Annotated in this window: 18 protein-coding genes and 1 pseudogene; 12 read left to right on the top strand and 7 right to left on the bottom strand. The window is 52.8% G+C overall.

Features of this window, described 5'->3' with window-relative positions; translation table 11 throughout:
• The first annotated feature begins 277 nt into the window (after nucleotides 1-277).
• The 7 genes from aroK to trpS all read left to right on the top strand — a co-directional run bounded on the left by aroK (nucleotide 278) and on the right by trpS (nucleotide 6,734).
• Nucleotides 278-799, top strand: coding sequence for a shikimate kinase AroK (gene aroK / locus KQJ18_RS07040; protein ID WP_003023552.1), 522 nt, complete (start codon nucleotides 278-280; stop codon nucleotides 797-799).
• A gap of 57 nt (nucleotides 800-856) precedes the next feature.
• Nucleotides 857-1,945: a 3-dehydroquinate synthase gene (aroB, locus tag KQJ18_RS07035; protein ID WP_110496649.1), complete on the top strand. Its 1,089-nt coding sequence runs from the start codon at nucleotides 857-859 to the stop codon at nucleotides 1,943-1,945.
• A 96-nt stretch (nucleotides 1,946-2,041) separates the two neighbouring features.
• Nucleotides 2,042-3,337, top strand: coding sequence for a cell division protein DamX (gene damX / locus KQJ18_RS07030; RefSeq protein ID WP_150345505.1), 1,296 nt, complete (start codon nucleotides 2,042-2,044; stop codon nucleotides 3,335-3,337).
• Nucleotides 3,338-3,454: 117 nt separating this feature from the next.
• A complete protein-coding gene (dam, locus tag KQJ18_RS07025) occupies nucleotides 3,455-4,291 on the top strand; it encodes an adenine-specific DNA-methyltransferase (protein ID WP_150345504.1) in 837 nt (278 codons plus the stop codon).
• Between the two features lie 17 nt (nucleotides 4,292-4,308).
• A complete protein-coding gene (gene rpe / locus KQJ18_RS07020; protein WP_003023561.1) occupies nucleotides 4,309-4,986 on the top strand; it encodes a ribulose-phosphate 3-epimerase in 678 nt (225 codons plus the stop codon).
• A complete protein-coding gene (gene gph / locus KQJ18_RS07015) occupies nucleotides 4,979-5,737 on the top strand; it encodes a phosphoglycolate phosphatase (RefSeq protein WP_038634839.1) in 759 nt (252 codons plus the stop codon). Before rpe ends, gph begins: the two co-directional genes overlap by 8 nt.
• Nucleotides 5,730-6,734 (top strand): tryptophan--tRNA ligase, encoded by a 1,005-nt coding sequence (gene trpS / locus KQJ18_RS07010; protein WP_038634836.1) that lies wholly within the window; start codon nucleotides 5,730-5,732, stop codon nucleotides 6,732-6,734. Before gph ends, trpS begins: the two co-directional genes overlap by 8 nt.
• Nucleotides 6,735-6,799: 65 nt before the next feature.
• Here the strand turns inward: trpS and KQJ18_RS07005 are convergent.
• The 6 genes and pseudogenes from KQJ18_RS07005 to tsgA form a co-directional block, all read right to left on the bottom strand.
• Nucleotides 6,800-6,968: pseudogene (locus tag KQJ18_RS07005) on the bottom strand (YhfL family protein).
• Between the two features lie 272 nt (nucleotides 6,969-7,240).
• Complete coding sequence (gene cysG / locus KQJ18_RS07000; RefSeq protein ID WP_085048998.1) at nucleotides 7,241-8,614, bottom strand: siroheme synthase CysG; 1,374 nt, start codon at nucleotides 8,612-8,614, stop codon at nucleotides 7,241-7,243.
• Nucleotides 8,615-8,625: 11 nt separating this feature from the next.
• Nucleotides 8,626-9,435, bottom strand: a complete 810-nt coding sequence (gene nirC / locus KQJ18_RS06995; RefSeq protein WP_069323809.1) for a nitrite transporter NirC — start codon at nucleotides 9,433-9,435, stop codon at nucleotides 8,626-8,628.
• 194 nt (nucleotides 9,436-9,629) lie between these two features.
• The gene (gene nirD / locus KQJ18_RS06990; RefSeq protein ID WP_042312029.1) at nucleotides 9,630-9,956 is read right to left on the bottom strand and encodes a nitrite reductase small subunit NirD; all 327 of its coding nucleotides are present in this window, start codon (nucleotides 9,954-9,956) and stop codon (nucleotides 9,630-9,632) included.
• Complete coding sequence (gene nirB / locus KQJ18_RS06985; RefSeq protein WP_061381016.1) at nucleotides 9,953-12,496, bottom strand: NADPH-nitrite reductase large subunit; 2,544 nt, start codon at nucleotides 12,494-12,496, stop codon at nucleotides 9,953-9,955. The genes nirD and nirB overlap by 4 nt, the downstream gene beginning before the upstream one ends.
• 270 nt (nucleotides 12,497-12,766) lie before the next feature.
• Nucleotides 12,767-13,948, bottom strand: a complete 1,182-nt coding sequence (gene tsgA / locus KQJ18_RS06980) for an MFS transporter TsgA (protein ID WP_038634817.1) — start codon at nucleotides 13,946-13,948, stop codon at nucleotides 12,767-12,769.
• Nucleotides 13,949-14,212: 264 nt separating this feature from the next.
• Between tsgA and ppiA the strand changes: the two genes are divergently transcribed.
• The 5 genes from ppiA (at nucleotide 14,213) to KQJ18_RS06955 (ending at nucleotide 17,550) form a co-directional block, all read left to right on the top strand.
• Nucleotides 14,213-14,785, top strand: coding sequence for a peptidylprolyl isomerase A (gene ppiA, locus KQJ18_RS06975; RefSeq protein ID WP_003023595.1), 573 nt, complete (start codon nucleotides 14,213-14,215; stop codon nucleotides 14,783-14,785).
• Between the two features lie 107 nt (nucleotides 14,786-14,892).
• Nucleotides 14,893-15,060 carry a YhfG family protein gene (locus tag KQJ18_RS06970; RefSeq protein WP_069323810.1) on the top strand — a complete coding sequence of 56 codons (168 nt, stop codon included), beginning with the start codon at nucleotides 14,893-14,895 and terminating at the stop codon, nucleotides 15,058-15,060.
• Nucleotides 15,050-15,652, top strand: coding sequence for a putative adenosine monophosphate-protein transferase Fic (locus KQJ18_RS06965; protein ID WP_069323811.1), 603 nt, complete (start codon nucleotides 15,050-15,052; stop codon nucleotides 15,650-15,652). The genes KQJ18_RS06970 and KQJ18_RS06965 overlap by 11 nt, the downstream gene beginning before the upstream one ends.
• 31 nt (nucleotides 15,653-15,683) lie before the next feature.
• Nucleotides 15,684-16,247 carry an aminodeoxychorismate synthase component 2 gene (gene pabA, locus KQJ18_RS06960; RefSeq protein ID WP_038634811.1) on the top strand — a complete coding sequence of 188 codons (564 nt, stop codon included), beginning with the start codon at nucleotides 15,684-15,686 and terminating at the stop codon, nucleotides 16,245-16,247.
• Between the two features lie 85 nt (nucleotides 16,248-16,332).
• Complete coding sequence (locus KQJ18_RS06955) at nucleotides 16,333-17,550, top strand: aspartate aminotransferase family protein (RefSeq protein WP_216421718.1); 1,218 nt, start codon at nucleotides 16,333-16,335, stop codon at nucleotides 17,548-17,550.
• 99 nt (nucleotides 17,551-17,649) lie between these two features.
• Here the strand turns inward: KQJ18_RS06955 and KQJ18_RS06950 are convergent, their stop codons facing one another.
• Nucleotides 17,650-19,737: a YccS/YhfK family putative transporter gene (locus KQJ18_RS06950; RefSeq protein WP_087856299.1), complete on the bottom strand. Its 2,088-nt coding sequence runs from the start codon at nucleotides 19,735-19,737 to the stop codon at nucleotides 17,650-17,652.
• Nucleotides 19,738-19,768 lie beyond the last annotated feature (31 nt).

Genomic DNA, 19,768 nt, shown 5'->3' with positions numbered 1-19,768 from the left:
CGCTTTGCCTTTCTGGTGGTGTGTCATAGGCTTATTTTGCCGTCATTGGACTACGCGATACGTCGCCATGTCTGATGTTTGCAGGGCTGCATGCCTGCCACGACCAGAAATGCGTAGGGTTTGGTGATTTATTCAGTTGCCAAACCCGCTTGAGTATTGAGATAATTTTCAGTCTGACTCTCGCAATATCTTATGAGGTTTCAGTTCATGTCCTGCTGCGCTGGGTGTCTGCGAAGCGGGTTTACCATTAACGAATAGTCTTAGTAGTACCGAAAAAATGGCAGAGAAACGCAATATCTTTCTGGTTGGGCCTATGGGTGCCGGAAAAAGCACTATTGGGCGGCAGTTAGCTCAACAACTCAATATGGAATTTTACGATTCTGATCAAGAGATTGAGAAACGAACCGGAGCTGATGTGGGCTGGGTCTTCGATGTAGAAGGTGAAGACGGCTTCCGTGATCGCGAAGAAAAAGTCATCAACGAGTTGACGGAAAAACAGGGTATTGTGCTGGCAACTGGCGGTGGCTCTGTAAAATCACGTGAAACACGTAACCGTCTCTCCGCGCGTGGCGTCGTGGTCTATCTTGAAACGACAATTGAAAAACAACTTGCGCGTACTCAACGTGACAAGAAACGCCCGCTGCTGCAGGTAGAATCACCGCCTCGTGAAGTTCTGGAAGCGTTGGCTGACGAACGCAATCCTCTGTACGAAGAGATTGCCGACGTGACCATTCGCACCGACGATCAGAGCGCAAAAGTCGTAGCAAACCAGATTATTCATATGTTGGAAAGCAACTAATTCTGGCCGAATACACACTCGTCTGCGGGTACAAGTAACTAAGGTGGATGTCGCGTAATGGAGAGGATCACAGTCACTCTCGGGGAACGTAGTTACCCTATCACTATCGCGGCTGGTTTGTTCAATGAGCCAGCTTCATTCTTACCGCTGAAATCGGGCGATCAGGTTATGTTGGTGACCAACGAAACCCTGGCTCCCCTGTATCTCGATAAGGTTCGCGGCGTACTTGAACAGGCGGGTGTTAACGTTGATAGCGTTATCCTTCCCGATGGCGAACAGTATAAAAGCCTGACGGTTCTGGATACGGTTTTCACCGCATTACTGCAAAAACCGCACGGTCGAGATACCACGTTGGTCGCACTTGGCGGCGGCGTGATTGGCGACCTGACCGGTTTCGCGGCAGCCAGCTACCAGCGCGGTGTTCGTTTCATTCAAGTTCCGACAACTCTGTTGTCGCAGGTCGACTCCTCCGTCGGCGGCAAAACCGCCGTAAACCATCCCCTCGGTAAAAACATGATTGGCGCGTTTTACCAACCAGCCTCCGTGGTGGTGGATCTCGATTGTCTGAAAACGCTTCCTGCGCGTGAGCTGGCATCGGGGCTGGCGGAAGTCATCAAATACGGCATCATTCTTGACGGTGAGTTTTTCAACTGGCTGGAAGACAATCTGGACGCGTTATTGCGTCTGGACGGTCCGGCAATGGCGTACTGTATTCGCCGTTGTTGTGAGCTGAAAGCAGAAGTTGTCGCAGCAGACGAGCGCGAAATGGGCTTACGTGCTTTACTGAATCTGGGACACACGTTCGGCCATGCGATCGAAGCTGAAATGGGTTATGGCAATTGGTTACATGGTGAAGCCGTCGCAGCAGGTATGGTAATGGCTGCTCGTACGTCAGAACGTCTGGGTCAGTTTAGCTCTGCGGATACGCAGCGCATCATTACGCTGCTACAGCGAGCAGGCTTACCGGTTAATGGGCCACGTGAAATGTCCACCGAGGCCTATTTGCCGCATATGCTGCGAGATAAAAAAGTGTTAGCGGGAGAGATTCGTTTAGTGCTTCCGCAGGCAATAGGGAAGAGTGAAGTGCGCGGCGGAGTGTCGCACGAGGTGGTTCTTAACGCTATTGCTGATTGCCAGCAGGCGTAACAACAAGAAAGGTCCGACGTACGTTGCGAAACGTAGGTCTTTTAGCTTCAGGTTACGTGCAAAGTTGTAAGCATTAACCTTTGAGTGGGGTGTTAAATGGATGAATTCAAACCAGAAGACGAGCTGAAACCCGATCCCAGCGATCGTCGTACTGGTCGTTCTCGTCAATCGTCTGAACGCGATAATGAGCCGCAAATCAATTTTGATGATGTTGATCTGGATGCTGACGATCGCCGTCCTGCGCGCGCACGTAAAGAGCGTGAAGAAGAGCGGGACATCGAAGAAGACTATGAATCTGATGACGATGCGGTGGATGAAGAGCGTGTAGAACGTCGTCCGCGCAAGCGTAAGAAAGCGGTCAGTAAACCTGCCTCTCGTCAGTATATGATGATGGGTGTGGGCGTGCTGGTGCTGCTGCTGTTGATCATCGGTATTGGTTCTGCGCTGAAAGCCCCCTCATCTTCTTCCAGTGAACAGACGGCGTCCGGCGAGAAGAGCATCGATCTTTCTGGCAGCAATGCGACGGATCAGGCGAACACGAATACGCCTGCAACGGGCGCTGAGCAGACTGCGGGCAATACCCAGCAGGATGTTTCCCTGCCGCCGATTTCCTCTACCCCAACTCAAGGCCAGACGCCTGCGGCAACTGAAGGTCAGCAGCGTGTTGAAGTGCAGGGCGATCTGAACAATGCGCTGACGCAACCGCAAGGTCAGGAGCAGGTTAACAACGTCGTGGTGAACTCTACGCTGCCGACCGAACCTGCGACCGTCGCACCAGTTCGTAATGGTACTGCTGCGCGCCAGACTGCCAAAACGGAAACGGTTGAACGTCCTGCTGCTACGCACCAGGAGCGTAAACAGGCCGTCATTGAGCCGAAGAGCAAACCGCAGACCACGGTGAAAGCGACGACGACAGAGCCGAAACCTGTTGCTCAGGTAAAACCAACCGCGACTGCGCCGACGACCACAACCAAAGCGCCTGTGGTAACCGCTGCGCCAAAAGCGACAGCAGAACCGAAAGCAACCGCGGCGACGACGTCTGCACAGACTGCGACACCTGCGCCAACCGCGACGGCAACGCCTGTGGCTGGCGGAGCGAAAAGTACAGGAAATATTGGCGCGTTAAAATCTGCGCCGTCCGGCCATTACACGCTGCAGCTCAGCAGTTCTTCTAACTACGACAACCTGAACGGTTGGGCGAAGAAAGAAAACCTGAAGAACTACGTGGTGTATCAGACGACGCGTAACGGTCAACCGTGGTATGTTCTGGTGACGGGCGTGTATGCATCTAAAGAAGATGCGAAACGTGCAGTGTCTACGTTACCCGCCGATATTCAGGCGAAAAATCCGTGGGCAAAACCGCTGCACCAGGTTCAGGCCGATTTGAAGTAAGATAGGATATGTTCTGCAATGGTTTGCTGTTTCGCCCAATTGCGGGACAAAGACTAAAGCGCAGGATGCTGTCGGAGCTTTCTCCACAGCCGGAGAAGGTGTAATTAGTTAGTCAGCATGAAAAAAAATCGCGCTTTTTTGAAATGGGCAGGGGGAAAATACCCCCTGCTTGATGATATCAAACGGCATTTACCCCAGGGTGAGTGTCTGATTGAACCCTTCGTAGGGGCCGGGTCGGTGTTTCTCAACACCGACTTTTCTCGTTATATCCTTGCCGATATCAACAGCGACCTCATCAGTCTCTATAACATCGTGAAGACCCGTACCGATGAGTACGTGCAGGCTTCGCGCGAGCTGTTTATGCCTGAAACTAATCAGGCTGAGGTGTACTACCAGTTCCGGGACGAATTTAATACCTGCCAGGACCCGTTCCGCCGCGCAGTGCTATTCCTGTATCTGAACCGCTTTGGTTACAACGGGTTGTGCCGTTATAACCTGCGCGGTGAGTTTAACGTACCGTTTGGTCGTTATAAAAAACCTTATTTCCCGGAAGCCGAGTTATACCATTTTGCTGAAAAAGCGCAGAATGCGGAGTTCCATTGCCTTTCCTATGAAGAGTGCATGGACCGTGCGGATATCAACTCCGTAGTCTATTGTGACCCGCCTTATGCACCGCTTTCGGCGACGGCAAATTTCACCGCGTATCATACCAACAGCTTTAGCCCGAAAGAGCAGGCGCATTTGGCCGAGATGGCAGAAAAGCTGGTCAGTAAGCAGATTCCGGTGTTAATTTCGAACCATGACACGCCCGATACTCGTGAGTGGTACCGGGCAGCGAAACATTTTCAGGTCAAAGTGCGGCGCAGCATCAGCAGCAATGGCGGCACGCGTAAAAAGGTGAACGAACTGCTGGCGCTGTATAAACCAGGAGTCGCAACGCCTGTGAAAAAATAATTCTCAAGGAGAAGCGGATGAAACAGTATTTGATCGCCCCCTCAATTCTGTCGGCTGATTTTGCCCGCCTGGGCGAAGACACCGCGAGAGCGCTGACTGCCGGTGCCGATGTAGTACACTTCGACGTCATGGACAATCACTACGTACCGAACTTGACCATCGGACCGATGGTTCTGAAATCGCTGCGTAAATATGGCATCACCGCCCCGATTGATGTTCACCTGATGGTGAAACCGGTCGATCGTATTGTCCCTGACTTCGCCGCCGCTGGCGCCAGCATCATTACTTTCCATCCGGAAGCCTCCGAGCACGTTGATCGTACCTTGCAGCTGATCAAAGAGCATGGCTGTAAAGCGGGCCTGGTGTTTAACCCGGCAACGCCTTTAAGCTACCTGGACTACGTCATGGATAAGCTGGATGTGATCCTGCTGATGTCCGTTAACCCAGGCTTTGGCGGACAGTCTTTCATCCCGCAAACGCTGGATAAGCTGCGTGAAGTGCGTCGTCGTATTGATGAATCTGGCTATGACATCCGCCTGGAAGTTGATGGTGGCGTCAAGGTGAACAACATCGGTGAAATCGCGGCGGCGGGTGCAGATATGTTTGTTGCAGGCTCCGCTATTTTCGACCAACCAGACTACAAAAAAGTCATTGATGAAATGCGCAATGAACTGGCGAAGGTAAGTCATGGATAAGTTTCAGGATATTCGGGGCGCCGCTTTTGACCTCGACGGCACGCTGGTCGACAGCGCGCCGGGATTAGCCGCAGCGGTGGATATGGCGCTGTATGCGCTGGAACTGCCGGTTGCTGGTGAAGAACGTGTAATCACCTGGATTGGTAATGGTGCAGATGTACTGATGGAGCGCGCGCTGGCGTGGTCTCGTCAGGAGCGCGCGACATTACGTAAAACGATGGGTAAACCCCCCATTGATGATGATATTCCTGCTGAGGAACAGGTACGTATTTTGCGTAAGCTGTTCGACAGGTACTACGGCGATGTCGCAGAAGAGGGGACATTCCTGTTCCCTGATGTTGCCGACACGCTGGGCGCGTTGCATGCTAAAGGTTTGCCGCTGGGTCTGGTGACCAACAAACCAACCCCGTTTGTCGCGCCATTGCTCGAGGCGTTAGATATCGCCAAATACTTCAGCGTGGTCATCGGTGGTGACGACGTGCAGAATAAAAAACCACACCCGGATCCGCTGCTGCTGGTGGCAAGTAAGCTTGGCATCAAGCCTGAGCAAATGCTCTTCGTAGGGGATTCTCGTAATGATATTCAGGCGGCTAAGGCTGCTGGTTGTCCGTCCGTTGGTCTGACGTATGGCTACAACTACGGTGAGTCTATCGCATTGAGCGAGCCCGATGTCATGTACAACCGCATTAATGAACTATTGCCCGCTCTCGGGCTTCCGCATAGCGAAAATCAGGAATCGAAAAATGACTAAGCCCATCGTTTTTAGTGGCGCACAGCCCTCAGGTGAATTGACCATTGGCAACTATATGGGTGCGCTGCGTCAGTGGGTGAACATGCAGGATGACTACCATTGCATCTACTGCATCGTTGACCAACATGCCATTACCGTTCGTCAGGATGCTCAGCAACTGCGTAAAGCAACGCTGGATACGCTGGCGCTGTATCTGGCATGCGGGATCGATCCTGAAAAAAGCACCATTTTTGTTCAGTCGCACGTACCGGAACACGCACAGTTAGGCTGGGCGCTGAACTGCTACACCTATTTCGGCGAGCTGAGCCGTATGACCCAGTTCAAAGATAAATCTGCACGTTACGCAGAGAACATCAACGCCGGTCTGTTTGATTATCCGGTACTGATGGCGGCAGACATTCTGCTGTATCAGACCAATCAGGTACCGGTTGGCGAAGATCAGAAACAGCATCTTGAACTGAGCCGCGATATCGCTCAGCGCTTCAATGCGCTGTATGGCGACATCTTCAAAGTACCGGAACCGTTCATCCCTAAATCCGGCGCGCGCGTGATGTCGCTGCTGGAGCCGACGAAAAAAATGTCCAAGTCGGATGACAACCGCAACAACGTGATCGGTCTGCTGGAAGATCCAAAATCTGTGGTCAAAAAAATCAAACGAGCGATGACTGACTCGGAAGAGCCGCCTGTTGTTCGTTACGACGTGAAAGAAAAAGCGGGTGTTTCGAACCTGCTGGATATCCTCTCTGCCGTCACCGGCCAGAGTATTCCGGAGCTGGAACAGCACTTCGAAGGCAAAATGTATGGTCATCTGAAAGGTGAAGTCGCGGAGGCCGTTTCCGGCATGCTGACCGAGCTTCAGGAACGTTATCACCGTTTCCGTAACGATGAAGCTTTCCTGCAGAAAGTAATGAAAGACGGTGCGGAAAAAGCCAGCGCACGCGCTTCTGTTACGCTGAAAGCCGTTTACGAAGCGATTGGTTTTGTCGCCAGACCGTAATATTTTCTGCGTTGCAAAAAAACCGGGGAATCCCCGGTTTTTTTGTATCTGCGCAATAGCATCTATTACTGGTCTGCAGCCGGACCACAGCCACCAATAATTTTAGAAATTGAAATTGCTGGATGCAGGAAATAATCGTAGCTGCAGTTATTTTTTTTTTTCAATATGACCCGTACATGCGGTCAGTGTAGCCAGAACCCCAGCGACAATGGTGATTTTTGCAAATTTCAGCATGTTAAAATCCTTGTAAGATATCTATTTTTAAAATGGATGAAATCCATTTCTCGACGGTTAAGATATCAACTTAAATAAAATTTAAGTAGTCCGGATAAGGACATAGCAAGCTTTATGTAAATTATATAATTAATGAATTGGATTACTAGGCGGTTATATTTTAATTAATAATTGGTTTGCTGAAGTGAGCATGTAGCGTATTTCGTTTATTATTTATTTCTGCAGGATGATAAATACATGCCCTGAATATCAGGGCATGTATTTACATTCAATTAATGATTCGAGAACCAGTTCAGCTTATCGCGTAGTCCAACCACGCGACCGACGATAATCAGCGCTGGGCTTTCAACCTGTTGCGCTAATTCCCCGAGCTGCGTCAGCACACCGTTGACGACGCGTTGCTTCACGGAGGTACCGTTTTCTACCAGCGCAACCGGCATATTGGCCTGCATGCCAAATTCGATCAGTTTTTCCTGAATTGTGGCCGCCTGATTCAGTCCCATATAGAACACCAGCGTCTGTTTCTCTGCCGCCAGATTTTCCCAGTCCAGCTCGCCGCCGGTTTTCAGGTGTCCGGTAACCAGACGAACACTTTGCGCGTAATCGCGATGGGTCAGTGGAATACCAGAATAAGCGGAGCAACCGGAAGCCGCGGTTATACCCGGCACAACGGAGAATGGAATACCAGCGTGGCAAAGCGTTTCCAGCTCTTCACCACCGCGGCCAAAGATGAACGGGTCGCCACCTTTTAGTCGTACCACGCGCTTGCCTTGTTGCGCTTCACGCAGCAGGATCTGGTTGATTTCTTCCTGCGGTACGCAGTGGTAACCCGCGCGTTTACCGACGAATACCCGGTCCGCATCGCGGCGCACGAGGTTCATAATATCGTCGGAAACCAGACGGTCATAAACCACTACGTCGGCTTGCTGGATCTGCTGCAGCCCTTTCAACGTTAGTAACCCGGCATCGCCAGGACCGGCGCCAACCAGCACCACTTCACCACGGTGATCCAGTGGTTCGCTGAGCAACTGCTCGGTGGTTTCCTCGACAGCTTTCCGATCGTTGTTTGCCAGCGACTGCGCCAGGCGGTCATTAATGAACAATTTTTCCCAGAAGCGGCGACGTTCACCCATACTGGCAAACTGGTTTTTAACCCGGGAACGCAGTTTGCCCGCATACTGTGCGACCTGGCCAAGATGCTGAGGCAGTATGGATTCGAGTCTTTCACGCAGCAGACGGGCCAGCACCGGCGAAGTGCCGCCAGAGGAGACCGCCACCATCAGCGGCGAGCGGTCGATAATGGAGGGCATGATAAAACTGGCTGCTTTTGGCGCATCGACCACGTTGCAGAAAATACGGCGTGATTCTGCGGCGGTGCTGACGCTTTGGTTGACGACATCGTCATCGGTGGCGGCGATAACCAGCCAGCAAGGATCGAGCAGGGATTCATCGAACGGTCCCTCAACAAGCGTCAACATGCCTTCATTTGCCCATACGGTGAACTGCGGAATAAACGCCAGCGCATTAACCGTTAAACGGGCGCCCGCTTCCAGCAATAACCGCGCTTTGCGTTCTGCGACATCACCACCGCCGACGATCAAGCAGTCACGGTCACGTAGTTGACAAAATATAGGCAAATGATCCACGACATTACCCCTTAATTATTGGCAGCAGCCTCTGGCTGATTGATTTTTGCCGGAGCCGGACGCTCCGATTTTGGCGTAGCATACCAATAACCCAATCCCATGAATACGACACCGGACAAAGTATTACCGAGTGTCACCCACAGCAGGTTATGACCAATTCCGGCCAGGGTATAGGCTTCGCTGTGGTGGCCGAACCAGGAGAGGGCAAACAGCGTCATGTTGGCAACCGAGTGTTCGTAGCCGGAAGCAATAAACGCCAGCAGACACCACCAGATAGCGAGGAATTTTGCTGCGCCTTCGGTACGGATTGCCATCCAGATTGCCAGACAAACCAGCCAGTTACACAGTGCGCCCTTGAAGAACAGTACCGTCGCAGGCGCGGTGGTTTTCGCCAGTGCAACCGAATGGACGATGCTGGTATCTACCGGCAACAAGCTGCCGCCACCCCAACTGTAAAGCAGAGCGACAAACACGGAACCGACCAGATTACCCAGCCAGGTTTGCGGTAAAATTGCCCACATTTGACCGTGACTGATGGTGCCCGCTTTGACGCCGAGCGTCAGGAACATGGTGTGACCGGTAAACAGTTCAGAACCCGCGATAATGACCAGCGTTAAGGCGATACCAAAGGTTGCACCCATTACCAGAGGACGTACGGACGGGTCGAGCAGATTGCCGAGGGTGAAAATAAGAATGATGCCGAGACCGACATAGGCCCCTGCCATTGCCGAACTGACCCAGAATCCGAGCGGGTTATTAGCCGACAGGCGTGCGATGCGCGCGGCATTAGCCGCACACTTATTAATAGTGTCAGTAAACATTTGATTATCCTTTTCTCACTTCATCCTTTGCACTGCCTCTTTGTTGGCTGCCCTCGCTCACCCCAGTCACATAGTGAACTATGCTCCTGGGGATTTGCTCGGTTGCCGCCGCGATGCAGTACAAATGATTTTGTGATAACAATTAAAATGAAAAAAAAACAAAAAAGGGGAGGCGTTGCGCCCCCCAAAATTAATTAACCGCGCAACTGCACCGTGCCGTCTTTCACCCGCGCTTCGTAATGTTTCACGGAGAACTGTTCGTCTTCCATGCACAGTCCGTCGCTTAAACGAAAGCGCTGTTTTTTCAGCGGGCTGGCGACCCACAGTTCGCCCTGATGCTCAGCGATCAAGCCACGAGAAAGCACGCTGGACTCAAAGAACGGATCGATGTTGCTGATCGCAAACACCTGGTCACTGTGATACGGGCGGAAAATTGCGACCTGTTCAGTACCTAACAGGGCGCAGACGCCTGTTGCAGGCAGAATGTCATCGATTTTGCAGATGTTTTGCCACTGGCTCATGCGTTCTCCTCCACCAGAGTCACCGGGATACGCTCATAAGGCGTTGCCGGACGATGTTGTTCACGTTCAGGCACCACCTGGACGTTCGGGTCGCGTTTGTCGCTGTTGATAAAGTGCTTGAAGCGAACCTGCGCGGATGGGGTGTTAACGGTTTCTGTCCACTCGCATACCACCGCTTCACGCAGACGGGCCATCTCTTCTTCCAGATGCTCGTTCAGGCCCAGCTTGTCGTCGATGATGACCGATTTCAGATACTCAATGCCGCCTTCCAGGTTGTCTAACCACGGTGCGGTACGGGTCAGTTTGTCGGCAGTGCGGATGTAGAACATCATGAAACGATCGAGATACTTCAGCAGCGTTTCACGATCGATATCTGCCGCCAGCAGATCGGCGTGACGAGGTTTCATCCCGCCGTTACCGCAAACGTACAGGTTCCAGCCTTTTTCAGTGGCGATGATACCCACGTCTTTGCCCTGGGCTTCCGCGCATTCACGGGTACAGCCAGAGACACCGAACTTCATCTTGTGCGGCGTACGGATGCCTTTGTAGCGGTTTTCCAGCTCGACGCCGAAACCGACGCTGTCGCCCACGCCGTAACGGCACCAGGTGCTGCCCACGCAGGTTTTCGCCATACGCAACGCTTTAGCATAGGCATGACCGGTTTCGAAACCAGCTTCAATCAACTGACGCCAGATTTCCGGCAGGTCATCTTTCTGCGCGCCGAACAGGCCAATACGCTGAGAACCGGTGATTTTGGTATACAGGTTAAATTCACGTGCGATACGTCCCACGGCCACCAGACCTTCCGGTGTGATTTCACCGCCAGCGGAGCGCGGGATCACGGAGTAGGTGCCGTCTTTCTGGATATTCGCCAGGAAGTTGTCGTTGGTGTCTTGCAGCGGCGTGTGCTGAGGTTTGAGAATGTACTCATTCCAGCACGAGGCCAGCAGGGAACCGACGGTAGGTTTACACACTTCACAGCCGTAGCCTTTCCCGTGTTTTGCCAGCAACTCTTCGAAGGTTTTAATGCCTTCTACGCGAATGAGATGGAACAGTTCCTGACGCGAGTACGGGAAGTGTTCACACAGGTTGTTGTTAACTTCAATACCCTGTTTCGCCAGTTCAGCGTTCAGGACCTGCGTTACCAGCGGGATACACCCGCCGCAGCCGGTACCGGCTTTGGTTTCAGCTTTCAGCGCCGCAACGGTGTGGCAACCTTTATTGATAGCAGCAACCAGCATGCCTTTGGTGACGTCGAAGCAGGAACAAATCTGCGCGCTGTCCGGCAGTTTATCGACGCCGATAGAGGGTTTACCGCTGCCCGCGTGCGCAGGCAGGATCAATGAGTCCGGGTTTTCCGGCAGTTCGATAGCGTTCAGCACCAGTTGCAGCAGATTGCCGTAATCGCTGGTGTCGCCCACCAGAACCGCGCCGAGCAGCGTTTTGTTATCTTTGCTGACAATGAGGCGTTTGTAGACTTCTTTGCTCTCGTCGAGGTAAACGTAGCTGCGCGCGCCCGGTGTGCGGCCATGCGCGTCGCCAATCCCGCCAACGTCAACGCCGAGTAGCTTCAGCTTGGCGCTTAAATCTGCGCCTTCGAAGGCGTTTTCGGTTTCGAGGATATGGTCAACGGCGACCTGCGCCATTTTGTAGCCGGGAGCCACCAGACCATATACACGGTTGTTCCAGCTGGCGCATTCGCCGATGGCATAGATGTCCGGGTCAGAAGTCTGGCAGGTGTCGTTAATCACGATCCCACCGCGCGGAGCGACGTCCAGACCGCACTGGGTAGCCAGTTTGTCGCGTGGACGAATACCGGTAGAGAAAACGATAAAGTCGACTTCCAGTTCGCTACCATCGGCAAAACGCATGGTTTTGCGCGCTTCGACGCCTTCCTGGACAATCTCTTTCGTGTTTTTGCTGGTGTGCACACGCACGCCCATGCTTTCAATTTTGCGACGTAACTGCTCGCCACCCATATGATCCAGCTGTTCAGCCATCAGCATCGGAGCGAATTCAATCACGTGGGTTTCAACGCCGAGGTTTTTCAGCGCACCGGCGGCTTCCAGACCCAGCAGGCCACCGCCGACGACAGCGCCGCGTTTGCTACGGCGCGCGCAAGACTCAATGGCGTTGAGGTCTTCAATGGTGCGGTAAACGAAGCAGTCCTGGGTTTCCGAACCTTTAATCGGCGGGATCCACGGATAAGAGCCAGTCGCCATGATCAGCTTATCGTAATAAACCGTACGACCCGCGCTGGAGTGGATCACCTTCTCCTGGCGGTTGATGGTAATTGCGCGCTCGCCGACTAATACCTTAACGCCGTGCTTCTCGTAGAATCCTTCACGCACCAGAGAAAGCTCTTCGGCGGTGTGGTGGGAGAAGTAGGAAGACAGGTGTACGCGGTCGTACGCTTTGCGGGGTTCTTCACAGAAGACGGTAATATCAAAATTGGCGGCGTCGGATTTATCAAGAAGATCCTCAATAAAGCGATGGCCGACCATACCATTACCGATAATAGCGAGTCTGACTTTGCTCATTTTTGCCTCGATTTCTTTTCTATTACCGCCTACCTTAACGATTCAGCTACCCCGCTTATTGATACAAATCAAATTCGCCCTCATATACTCCTTAAGAGGTATATAACTGATTTACCTACATTTTTATAAGTTACGGAATTGACTGGCTTTTCGTGTTTGTATAAAAAGCGCACAAATTAAGGGGTTTTTGTATGAATTGGCCTACATCACCAATGGAGGAAGGGATGCCAGGGATATGCCGGATGGCGAGGACACCATCCGGCAGAGTGATTAATGCGTGGCCGGCGCGTTATGCTGGCGATGGCGCGTAACAAACCCAAGAATAAAGCACATTACGAACACAACGGCATACAAGCCGTTAGCCGTTTGCAGTGCCGCCATTGGACCGCTATGAGCGACTATCGGGCCAGTGACGACGAAAGTAAGCATGGTACCGATGGTGCCGCAGGTCAGAATGAAGTTAACCAGTTTAGGTGAGGCGACCTTCGTCTGCTGGGAACCGAGGGTAATAATGGTGGTATAAATCGCGCTGGAGAAGAAGCCCAGCGTCAGAATGAACCACGGCATATGCTCCGGCGTACCGGTGATAAACAGATACATCAGGACGGTGGCCAAACCCGCCAGTACCGTCAGGATGCGCTGCAAATCGAAGAAACGCAGAATAAAGCTAAACGCCCACATACCAACCATGTAAGACATCCAGAAGTCGCTGACCAGTTTACCCGCATCACCCAGGCTCATGCCCAGGCTTTTGGCATATTCCGGCACCCACGAGATAAAACCAAGCTGGCCGAGGATGTAGCACAGAGCCGCAATGGACAGGAACAGTACGCCAATGCCCCATTTTTCTTTTACTACCGGTGCGTCTGACTGCTGCGCGTGTTTGCCCAGCGCCGGGAATTCGCAACCGAAGGTCAGCAGGAAAATGGCAACATATACCAGGCCGATGCAGGCATAAACCCAGTACCATTCGATGCTGCGCGCTAGCAGAAATGCCGCCACCATCGGGAAGATCATGCCAGCCATGCTGAAGAAGGAGTCCGTAAACAGCAGGCGGGAACCGCGCTGGCGACCTTCATACATCTGCGTGACCAGGAACGTACCAATCGACATGGTGATACCGCTCACCAGCCCCAGTACAAACATTGCTGCTGAGAACAAGGCCAGGCTATGGCTGAGCATCAGTCCGGCGACCGCCAGAACCATCAGGATAAAGCCAAAGCGCAACTGGGTTTTCAGGGGCACAATTTCCATCAGCCAGGCATTCAAAAAGATAGAAATCAGGATGCCGGCATTCAGGAAGGTGAAGGTGTTACTCATACTGGAAACGGGCAAATGGAAGTAATCTGCGATATTTCCCATCACCATCCCGGTGACAATTACCAACGCGCCTGTCAGGGCGTAGGAGAGAAAGCTAATCCATGTGAGCTTAATGCGATTGCTGTTAGTCATGACTGGCCTGTATAGAAGTGTAAGACGCATTGATTGCGCCGTGAGCGGGCAGATTTTAGGCGTTTTAGTGACGTATTTAAATATTTAATGGCAATAACTTGCTCCGTTACATTTTTGTATGTGAGCTAGATCACAATGAGTATTCCGGTTATGCAGTTACATTTGTTTCAGATACGTAAAATTAAGTAAAGGGATGGCCTTGTCCTTGAAGGCTCTTTAGAATCACTTCACTTGCTTCATTTCTGCTCTTGTTAAGGACTTCTCATGCTCAAATCGACTCTGGCGGCTGTTGCAGCTGTTCTCGCTCTTTCCGCGCTCTCTCCTGCAGCACTGGCAGCAAAAGGTGACCCACATGTCCTGCTGACCACCTCTGCTGGTAACATCGAGCTGGAGCTGAACAGCCAGAAAGCCCCGGTTTCAGTGCAAAACTTTGTCGATTATGTGAACAGTGGTTTTTATAACAACACCACGTTCCACCGTGTGATCCCAGGCTTTATGGTACAGGGCGGCGGCTTCACCGAGCAGATGCAGCAGAAGAAACCTAACCCGCCAATCAAGAATGAAGCCGATAACGGTCTGCGTAACACTCGCGGTACGATTGCGATGGCGCGTACAGCGGATAAAGACAGCGCGACCAGCCAGTTCTTTATCAACATTGCAGACAACGCTTTTCTCGATCATGGCCAACGCGACTTTGGCTATGCTGTGTTCGGTAAAGTTGTGAAAGGTATGGATGTTGCAGATAAGATCTCTCAGGTACAGACCCATGATGTTGGTCCTTACCAGAATGTCCCGTCAAAACCGATTGTTATCCTTTCTGCTAAAGTCCTGCCGTAATCGTATTTTGCGCGGGCAGTTCCTGCCCGCGTTCTCTCCCTTCTCTGCGTAACCCGAAATTGCTGCTTATACTTGTGGCAAGTGCCGCTTATATTCAGGGAGGTCACGTGAAAAAACTCACCGATAAACAAAAGTCCAGGCTCTGGGAGCAACGGCGTAATGTCAATTTCCAGGGAAGTCGACGACTGGAAGGCGTGGATATTCCACGGGTTACTCTGAGTGCGGAAGACGCCCTGGCGCGTCTGGATGAGTTGAGGAGGCACTATGAGCGATAAATTCGGTGATGGACGCGACCCTTATCTGTACCCCGGTCTGAATGTGATGCGTAACCGCCTGGGGATTCATCAGGCCCAGCGTCTGGCACAAGCGGCATACGAATTAACAGCACTGCGCGCCGCGACGGTTGAGTTGGGGCCTTTAAAGCGTGGCCTGCCACACCTGTGCGCCATTCATCGCCAGTTATACCAGGATATTTTCGACTGGGCGGGACAACTGCGGGAAGTTGATATCTACCAGGGTGATACTCGCTTTTGCCATTTCGCCTATATCGAGAAAGAGGGTAATGCGCTGATGCAGGACCTGGAAGAGGAGTCCTGGCTGGTGGGATTGCCGGAAGAAAAATTCGTCGACCGCCTTGCGCACTATTATTGCGAAATCAATGTGCTGCATCCGTTTCGTATTGGTAGCGGTCTCGCGCAGCGTATTTTCTTCGAACAGCTAGCGATCCATGCCGGGTATATGCTGAGCTGGGATGACATTCAGGTTGAGGAGTGGAACCAGGCGAACCAGAGCGGGGCGATGGGCGACCTGACCGCTCTGCGGGCGATATTTCGTAAAGTGGTAAGCGAAGCCCCGGAAACTGAGTAGAATAGCGCGATTCTTATGTACCGGAGCCGCCATGATCCTGCTTATCGATAACTATGATTCTTTTACCTGGAACCTGTACCAATACTTCTGCGAACTGGGTGCTGATGTCCTCGTCAGGCGTAACGACGAGCTGACGCTGTCGCAAATCGACGCGCTGAATCCGCAAAAAATCGTGATTTCCCCCGGCCCATGCACGCCGGATGATGCCGGTATCTCGCTGGATGTTATTCGCCATTTTGCGGGCAAAATTCCCCTGCTGGGTGTATGTCTTGGTCACCAGGCCATGGCGCAGGCGTTTGGCGCGACCGTGGTTCGGGCAGCAAAAGTGATGCATGGTAAAACCTCGCCGATTACGCATAACGGGCAGGGGGTTTTTCAGGGACTCGCCAACCCATTAACCGTGACACGCTACCATTCTCTGGTGGTTGCCCCCGAAACGCTTCCTGACTGCTTTGAAGTGACGGCCTGGAGTGAAACACAAGAGATAATGGGCATTCGCCACCGCGAGTGGGATCTGGAAGGCGTGCAGTTTCACCCGGAGAGTATTCTCAGCGAACAGGGGCATCAGCTGCTGGATAATTTCCTCCAACGGTGATTTGTGGTTGCTATTCAGTGATTTTTTATTCATATTTTGTGATTATAATTTCACTAACATTTCTGCTTAACAGGGTGGTAATGACATGGCAACTGAACAAACTGCGATTACGCGCGCGACATTCGATGAAGTAATTCTGCCGATTTATGCACCGGCTGAGTTTATCCCGGTAAAAGGAAAAGGGAGTCGAGTCTGGGATCAACAGGGCAAAGAGTATGTTGATTTTGCGGGCGGCATTGCAGTTACCGCGTTAGGGCATTGCCATCCGGCGCTGGTTGAGGCGTTAAAAACCCAGGGTGAAACCCTGTGGCACACCAGTAACGTTTTCACCAACGAACCGGCGTTGCGCTTAGGTCGTAAAATCATTGATGCGACCTTTGCTGAACGCGTGCTGTTCATGAACTCCGGTACCGAAGCCAATGAAACCGCCTTTAAGCTGGCGCGTCATTATGCCTGCGTACGCCACAGCCCGTTCAAAACCAAAATCATCGCCTTTCATAATGCGTTTCACGGTCGTTCGCTGTTTACCGTATCTGTTGGTGGGCAACCGAAATATTCCGACGGCTTTGGACCAAAACCGGCGGATATCATCCATGTGCCGTTTAACGATCTGCATGCGGTAAAAGCGGTGATGGACGATCACACCTGTGCGGTGGTGGTTGAGCCCATTCAGGGAGAAGGCGGCGTCACTGCGGCAACCCCGGAATTCCTGCAAGGTTTGCGTGAACTTTGCGACCAGCACCAGGCGCTGCTGGTCTTTGATGAGGTGCAGTGTGGGATGGGGCGTACCGGCGATTTATTTGCCTATATGCACTACGGCGTGACGCCGGATATCCTCACCAGCGCCAAGGCGCTCGGCGGCGGTTTCCCGGTGAGCGCCATGCTGACCACTCAGGAAATTGCCTCCGCGTTCCACGTGGGTTCGCACGGTTCCACTTACGGCGGTAATCCGCTGGCCTGTGCGGTTGCAGATGCCGCGTTTGATATCATCAACACCCCGGAAGTGCTGGAAGGTATTCAGGGCAAACGTCAGACGTTTGTGCATCATTTGCAGAAAATTAATCAGCAGTTCGATATTTTCAGCGATATTCGCGGCATGGGGCTGCTGATTGGCGCCGAGCTGAAGCCGCAGTTTAAAAGCCGGGCGCGCGATTTCCTCTACGCCGCCGCGCACGATGGGGTGATGGTGCTGAATGCCGGGCCGGACGTGATGCGTTTCGCGCCGTCGCTGGTGGTGGAAGATGCGGATATCGAGGAAGGGATGCAGCGTTTCGCGCAGGCGGTAGCGAAGATGGTGGGCTGATTGGTTGATTGCCTGATGGCGGCGCGAGCGCCTTATCCGGCCTACAGGGTAAGGTGTGATTCGTAGGCCGGATAAGCGTAGCGCATCCGGCAGCCGATCTTAGCCTTTCATGTCCCGCAACCGACGGCTAAGCCAGATCCCGTGGTGGGGTCGTTGACGCCATGCTACCGACGAAATGGTGTGCATGGTGTTCAGATGCCCCAATATTCGCTGCAGATGCTGCTCCAGGGTGCTTAATGGGCCGTGGGACAGCATTTCAGGCGCTTCGAGAATATTCACATCGCCCGAGCTTCCCGGTCCGTCATACTCCAGCCGCTGCTGACAGCGCTGGAGCGCAATTTCGCAGGACTCCAGATACCGCTGCGCCAAATCCGGCGTCAGCATCGTATGTTCCCTTGCCAGTGTGGTCATCGCGTTGATGTGTTCGACAATAAACTGGCTGTGCGTGACCCACAGTTTCATATCCGCCAGATAGTGCGAGTTGAATCCCGGCTCCTGCATTGCCTGATTCAGTGAGTTAAACAGCGTGTTATGCGCCTGGTTGACCCGCATGCGTTGATACGCCAGCGGCGTGGCCTGCGGATCGTTGCTGAGGATCAGGCGAATAGCCTCCTGGTCGGCTTCTAACGCATCGTGGGCGTTCTTACGCAACAGACCACTCTGCCACTGTGGCCACAGCCAGAGCGTGCCGCCAAAGGCGATTAAGCAGCCAATCACCGTGTCGACAAACCGCGGCACGATAAATTGTTCCCCGTTCAGCGTCAGCAGTTGCAGGGTGTACACCGCCGTAACCGTAAAGCCGACGGTGGCCCAGCCGTAGTTTTTGCGAATGATCAGATAGCTGCCTAACGTGATCAGCAACATGCCTGCCAGCGTGAAACCTTCCTGAATATGAAAGTGCAATGTAACGCCCGCAATCACCAGTCCGACGAGCGTACCCACCGAACGATGCAAAATACGCACCCGGGTCGCCCCATAGCCATTTTGCGTGACGAACAGGATCGTCATCAAAATCCAGTAAGGTTTAGGCAGATGTAAGGCGCTGCCCATCAGGCTGGCGATACTCAGCATGACGCTGATGCGCCCGGCGTTACGCAGCGCCGGGGATTTCAACGACAGATAGTTTTTCAGCGCCGGGATCAACGGCAACCGCCGCTGTTTGTCCGCCATCAAATCTCGGGCATACAGCGGGCGCTGGGTCCGTAGCACGCGGGCGATACGGCTGAAGTGCCAGTAGCAAAACTGTCCTACCGGATTATCCGGATGCTGGTTGGCGATTTTCTCCAGCGAGCCAATCTGCTTTTCCATTGAGAAACGGGTCGGTAAGCGGTGATACAAGATATCATCGGCCAGAACGCGCAGGCGGGCGGCGACGGTGCGCGCGTTCCAGCGAATCACCTGTTCCGCGTGGCTTCGCTCGACCAACTTCTGCACCTCTTCCGGCTGATGCAGGCTAACTGAAATATGTTCCTGCAAATCGAGCGCTTCCTGAAAGGCACGCAACAGTCGCTTGTATTCATTATTGTGATGCGCCGACAGCATGTGCATTTGCTGGTAGCACTGGGTAATCAAATCCACCGCTTTTTGTTGACGAACCAGTAGCGGAGGCAGAGCTTTTTCTGGATCGGCATGCTGGGTCAGCAGACTGTACTTGGCCTCACAGTAATCGGCTAATTCGCGGTACAACAGGCTGAGCGATTCACGCAGTGGCTGCTCACGCCACATCCAGAACCAGAACCAGTTGAACAGACCGTACCACAACGTACCCAGTGCATAGATCAGCAATGGCTCCCAGACGGGCATGTTCCCGGCAAGGCTTAGCGTGAAAATTGCCGCGATGAGTGAGGCTGGCAGCAGTCGCGCATGCAACGGGCTTAGCTCGGCGGTTACGCCAAGAATTAGCGTCAGGCCGGTGAGGATGAGCGGCAGTGGTATATCTTGCGCCAGCAGTAACTGCATGATCAGGCTGCAACCGGCAAACAGCGATGCGCCAATAACTAAACGTTTAAAAAAGCGTTTATGCGGGGTATCAAGACCGGCAATGTTGCAACAGGCAGGGACGAGGGAAAACAGAAGCCCCAGATGAAGCTGACCAATGATAAGACCGACGGCCACAGGTAAACACAGCACCAGCGTCTGCCGTAGTGCGTAGTTGATCTCGGGGTGATAAATCAGTCTTCGCCACATCGGAACAAACAAAAATGGCGCGCTACCGGGT

The organism is Citrobacter sp. S55_ASV_140, assembly GCF_018919505.1.
Lineage (GTDB): Bacteria > Pseudomonadota > Gammaproteobacteria > Enterobacterales > Enterobacteriaceae > Citrobacter > Citrobacter werkmanii.
Note: the sequence above shows the minus strand (reverse complement) of the source record. Positions and strands in the feature narration are given on the sequence as shown.

Bases quoted from the DNA above. Each gene is read 5' to 3' on its own strand.
- aroK (WP_003023552.1), top strand. From the start codon at position 278: ATGGCAGAGAAACGCAATATCTTTCTGGTTGGGCCTATGGGTGCCGGA.
- aroB (WP_110496649.1), top strand. From the start codon at position 857: ATGGAGAGGATCACAGTCACTCTCGGGGAACGTAGTTACCCTATCACT.
- damX (WP_150345505.1), top strand. From the start codon at position 2,042: ATGGATGAATTCAAACCAGAAGACGAGCTGAAACCCGATCCCAGCGAT.
- dam (WP_150345504.1), top strand. From the start codon at position 3,455: ATGAAAAAAAATCGCGCTTTTTTGAAATGGGCAGGGGGAAAATACCCC.
- rpe (WP_003023561.1), top strand. From the start codon at position 4,309: ATGAAACAGTATTTGATCGCCCCCTCAATTCTGTCGGCTGATTTTGCC.
- gph (WP_038634839.1), top strand. From the start codon at position 4,979: ATGGATAAGTTTCAGGATATTCGGGGCGCCGCTTTTGACCTCGACGGC.
- trpS (WP_038634836.1), top strand. From the start codon at position 5,730: ATGACTAAGCCCATCGTTTTTAGTGGCGCACAGCCCTCAGGTGAATTG.
- nirC (WP_069323809.1), bottom strand. From the start codon at position 9,435: ATGTTTACTGACACTATTAATAAGTGTGCGGCTAATGCCGCGCGCATC.
- nirD (WP_042312029.1), bottom strand. From the start codon at position 9,956: ATGAGCCAGTGGCAAAACATCTGCAAAATCGATGACATTCTGCCTGCA.
- nirB (WP_061381016.1), bottom strand. From the start codon at position 12,496: ATGAGCAAAGTCAGACTCGCTATTATCGGTAATGGTATGGTCGGCCAT.
- tsgA (WP_038634817.1), bottom strand. From the start codon at position 13,948: ATGACTAACAGCAATCGCATTAAGCTCACATGGATTAGCTTTCTCTCC.
- ppiA (WP_003023595.1), top strand. From the start codon at position 14,213: ATGCTCAAATCGACTCTGGCGGCTGTTGCAGCTGTTCTCGCTCTTTCC.
- KQJ18_RS06965 (WP_069323811.1), top strand. From the start codon at position 15,050: ATGAGCGATAAATTCGGTGATGGACGCGACCCTTATCTGTACCCCGGT.
- pabA (WP_038634811.1), top strand. From the start codon at position 15,684: ATGATCCTGCTTATCGATAACTATGATTCTTTTACCTGGAACCTGTAC.
- KQJ18_RS06955 (WP_216421718.1), top strand. From the start codon at position 16,333: ATGGCAACTGAACAAACTGCGATTACGCGCGCGACATTCGATGAAGTA.
- KQJ18_RS06950 (WP_087856299.1), bottom strand. From the start codon at position 19,737: ATGTGGCGAAGACTGATTTATCACCCCGAGATCAACTACGCACTACGG.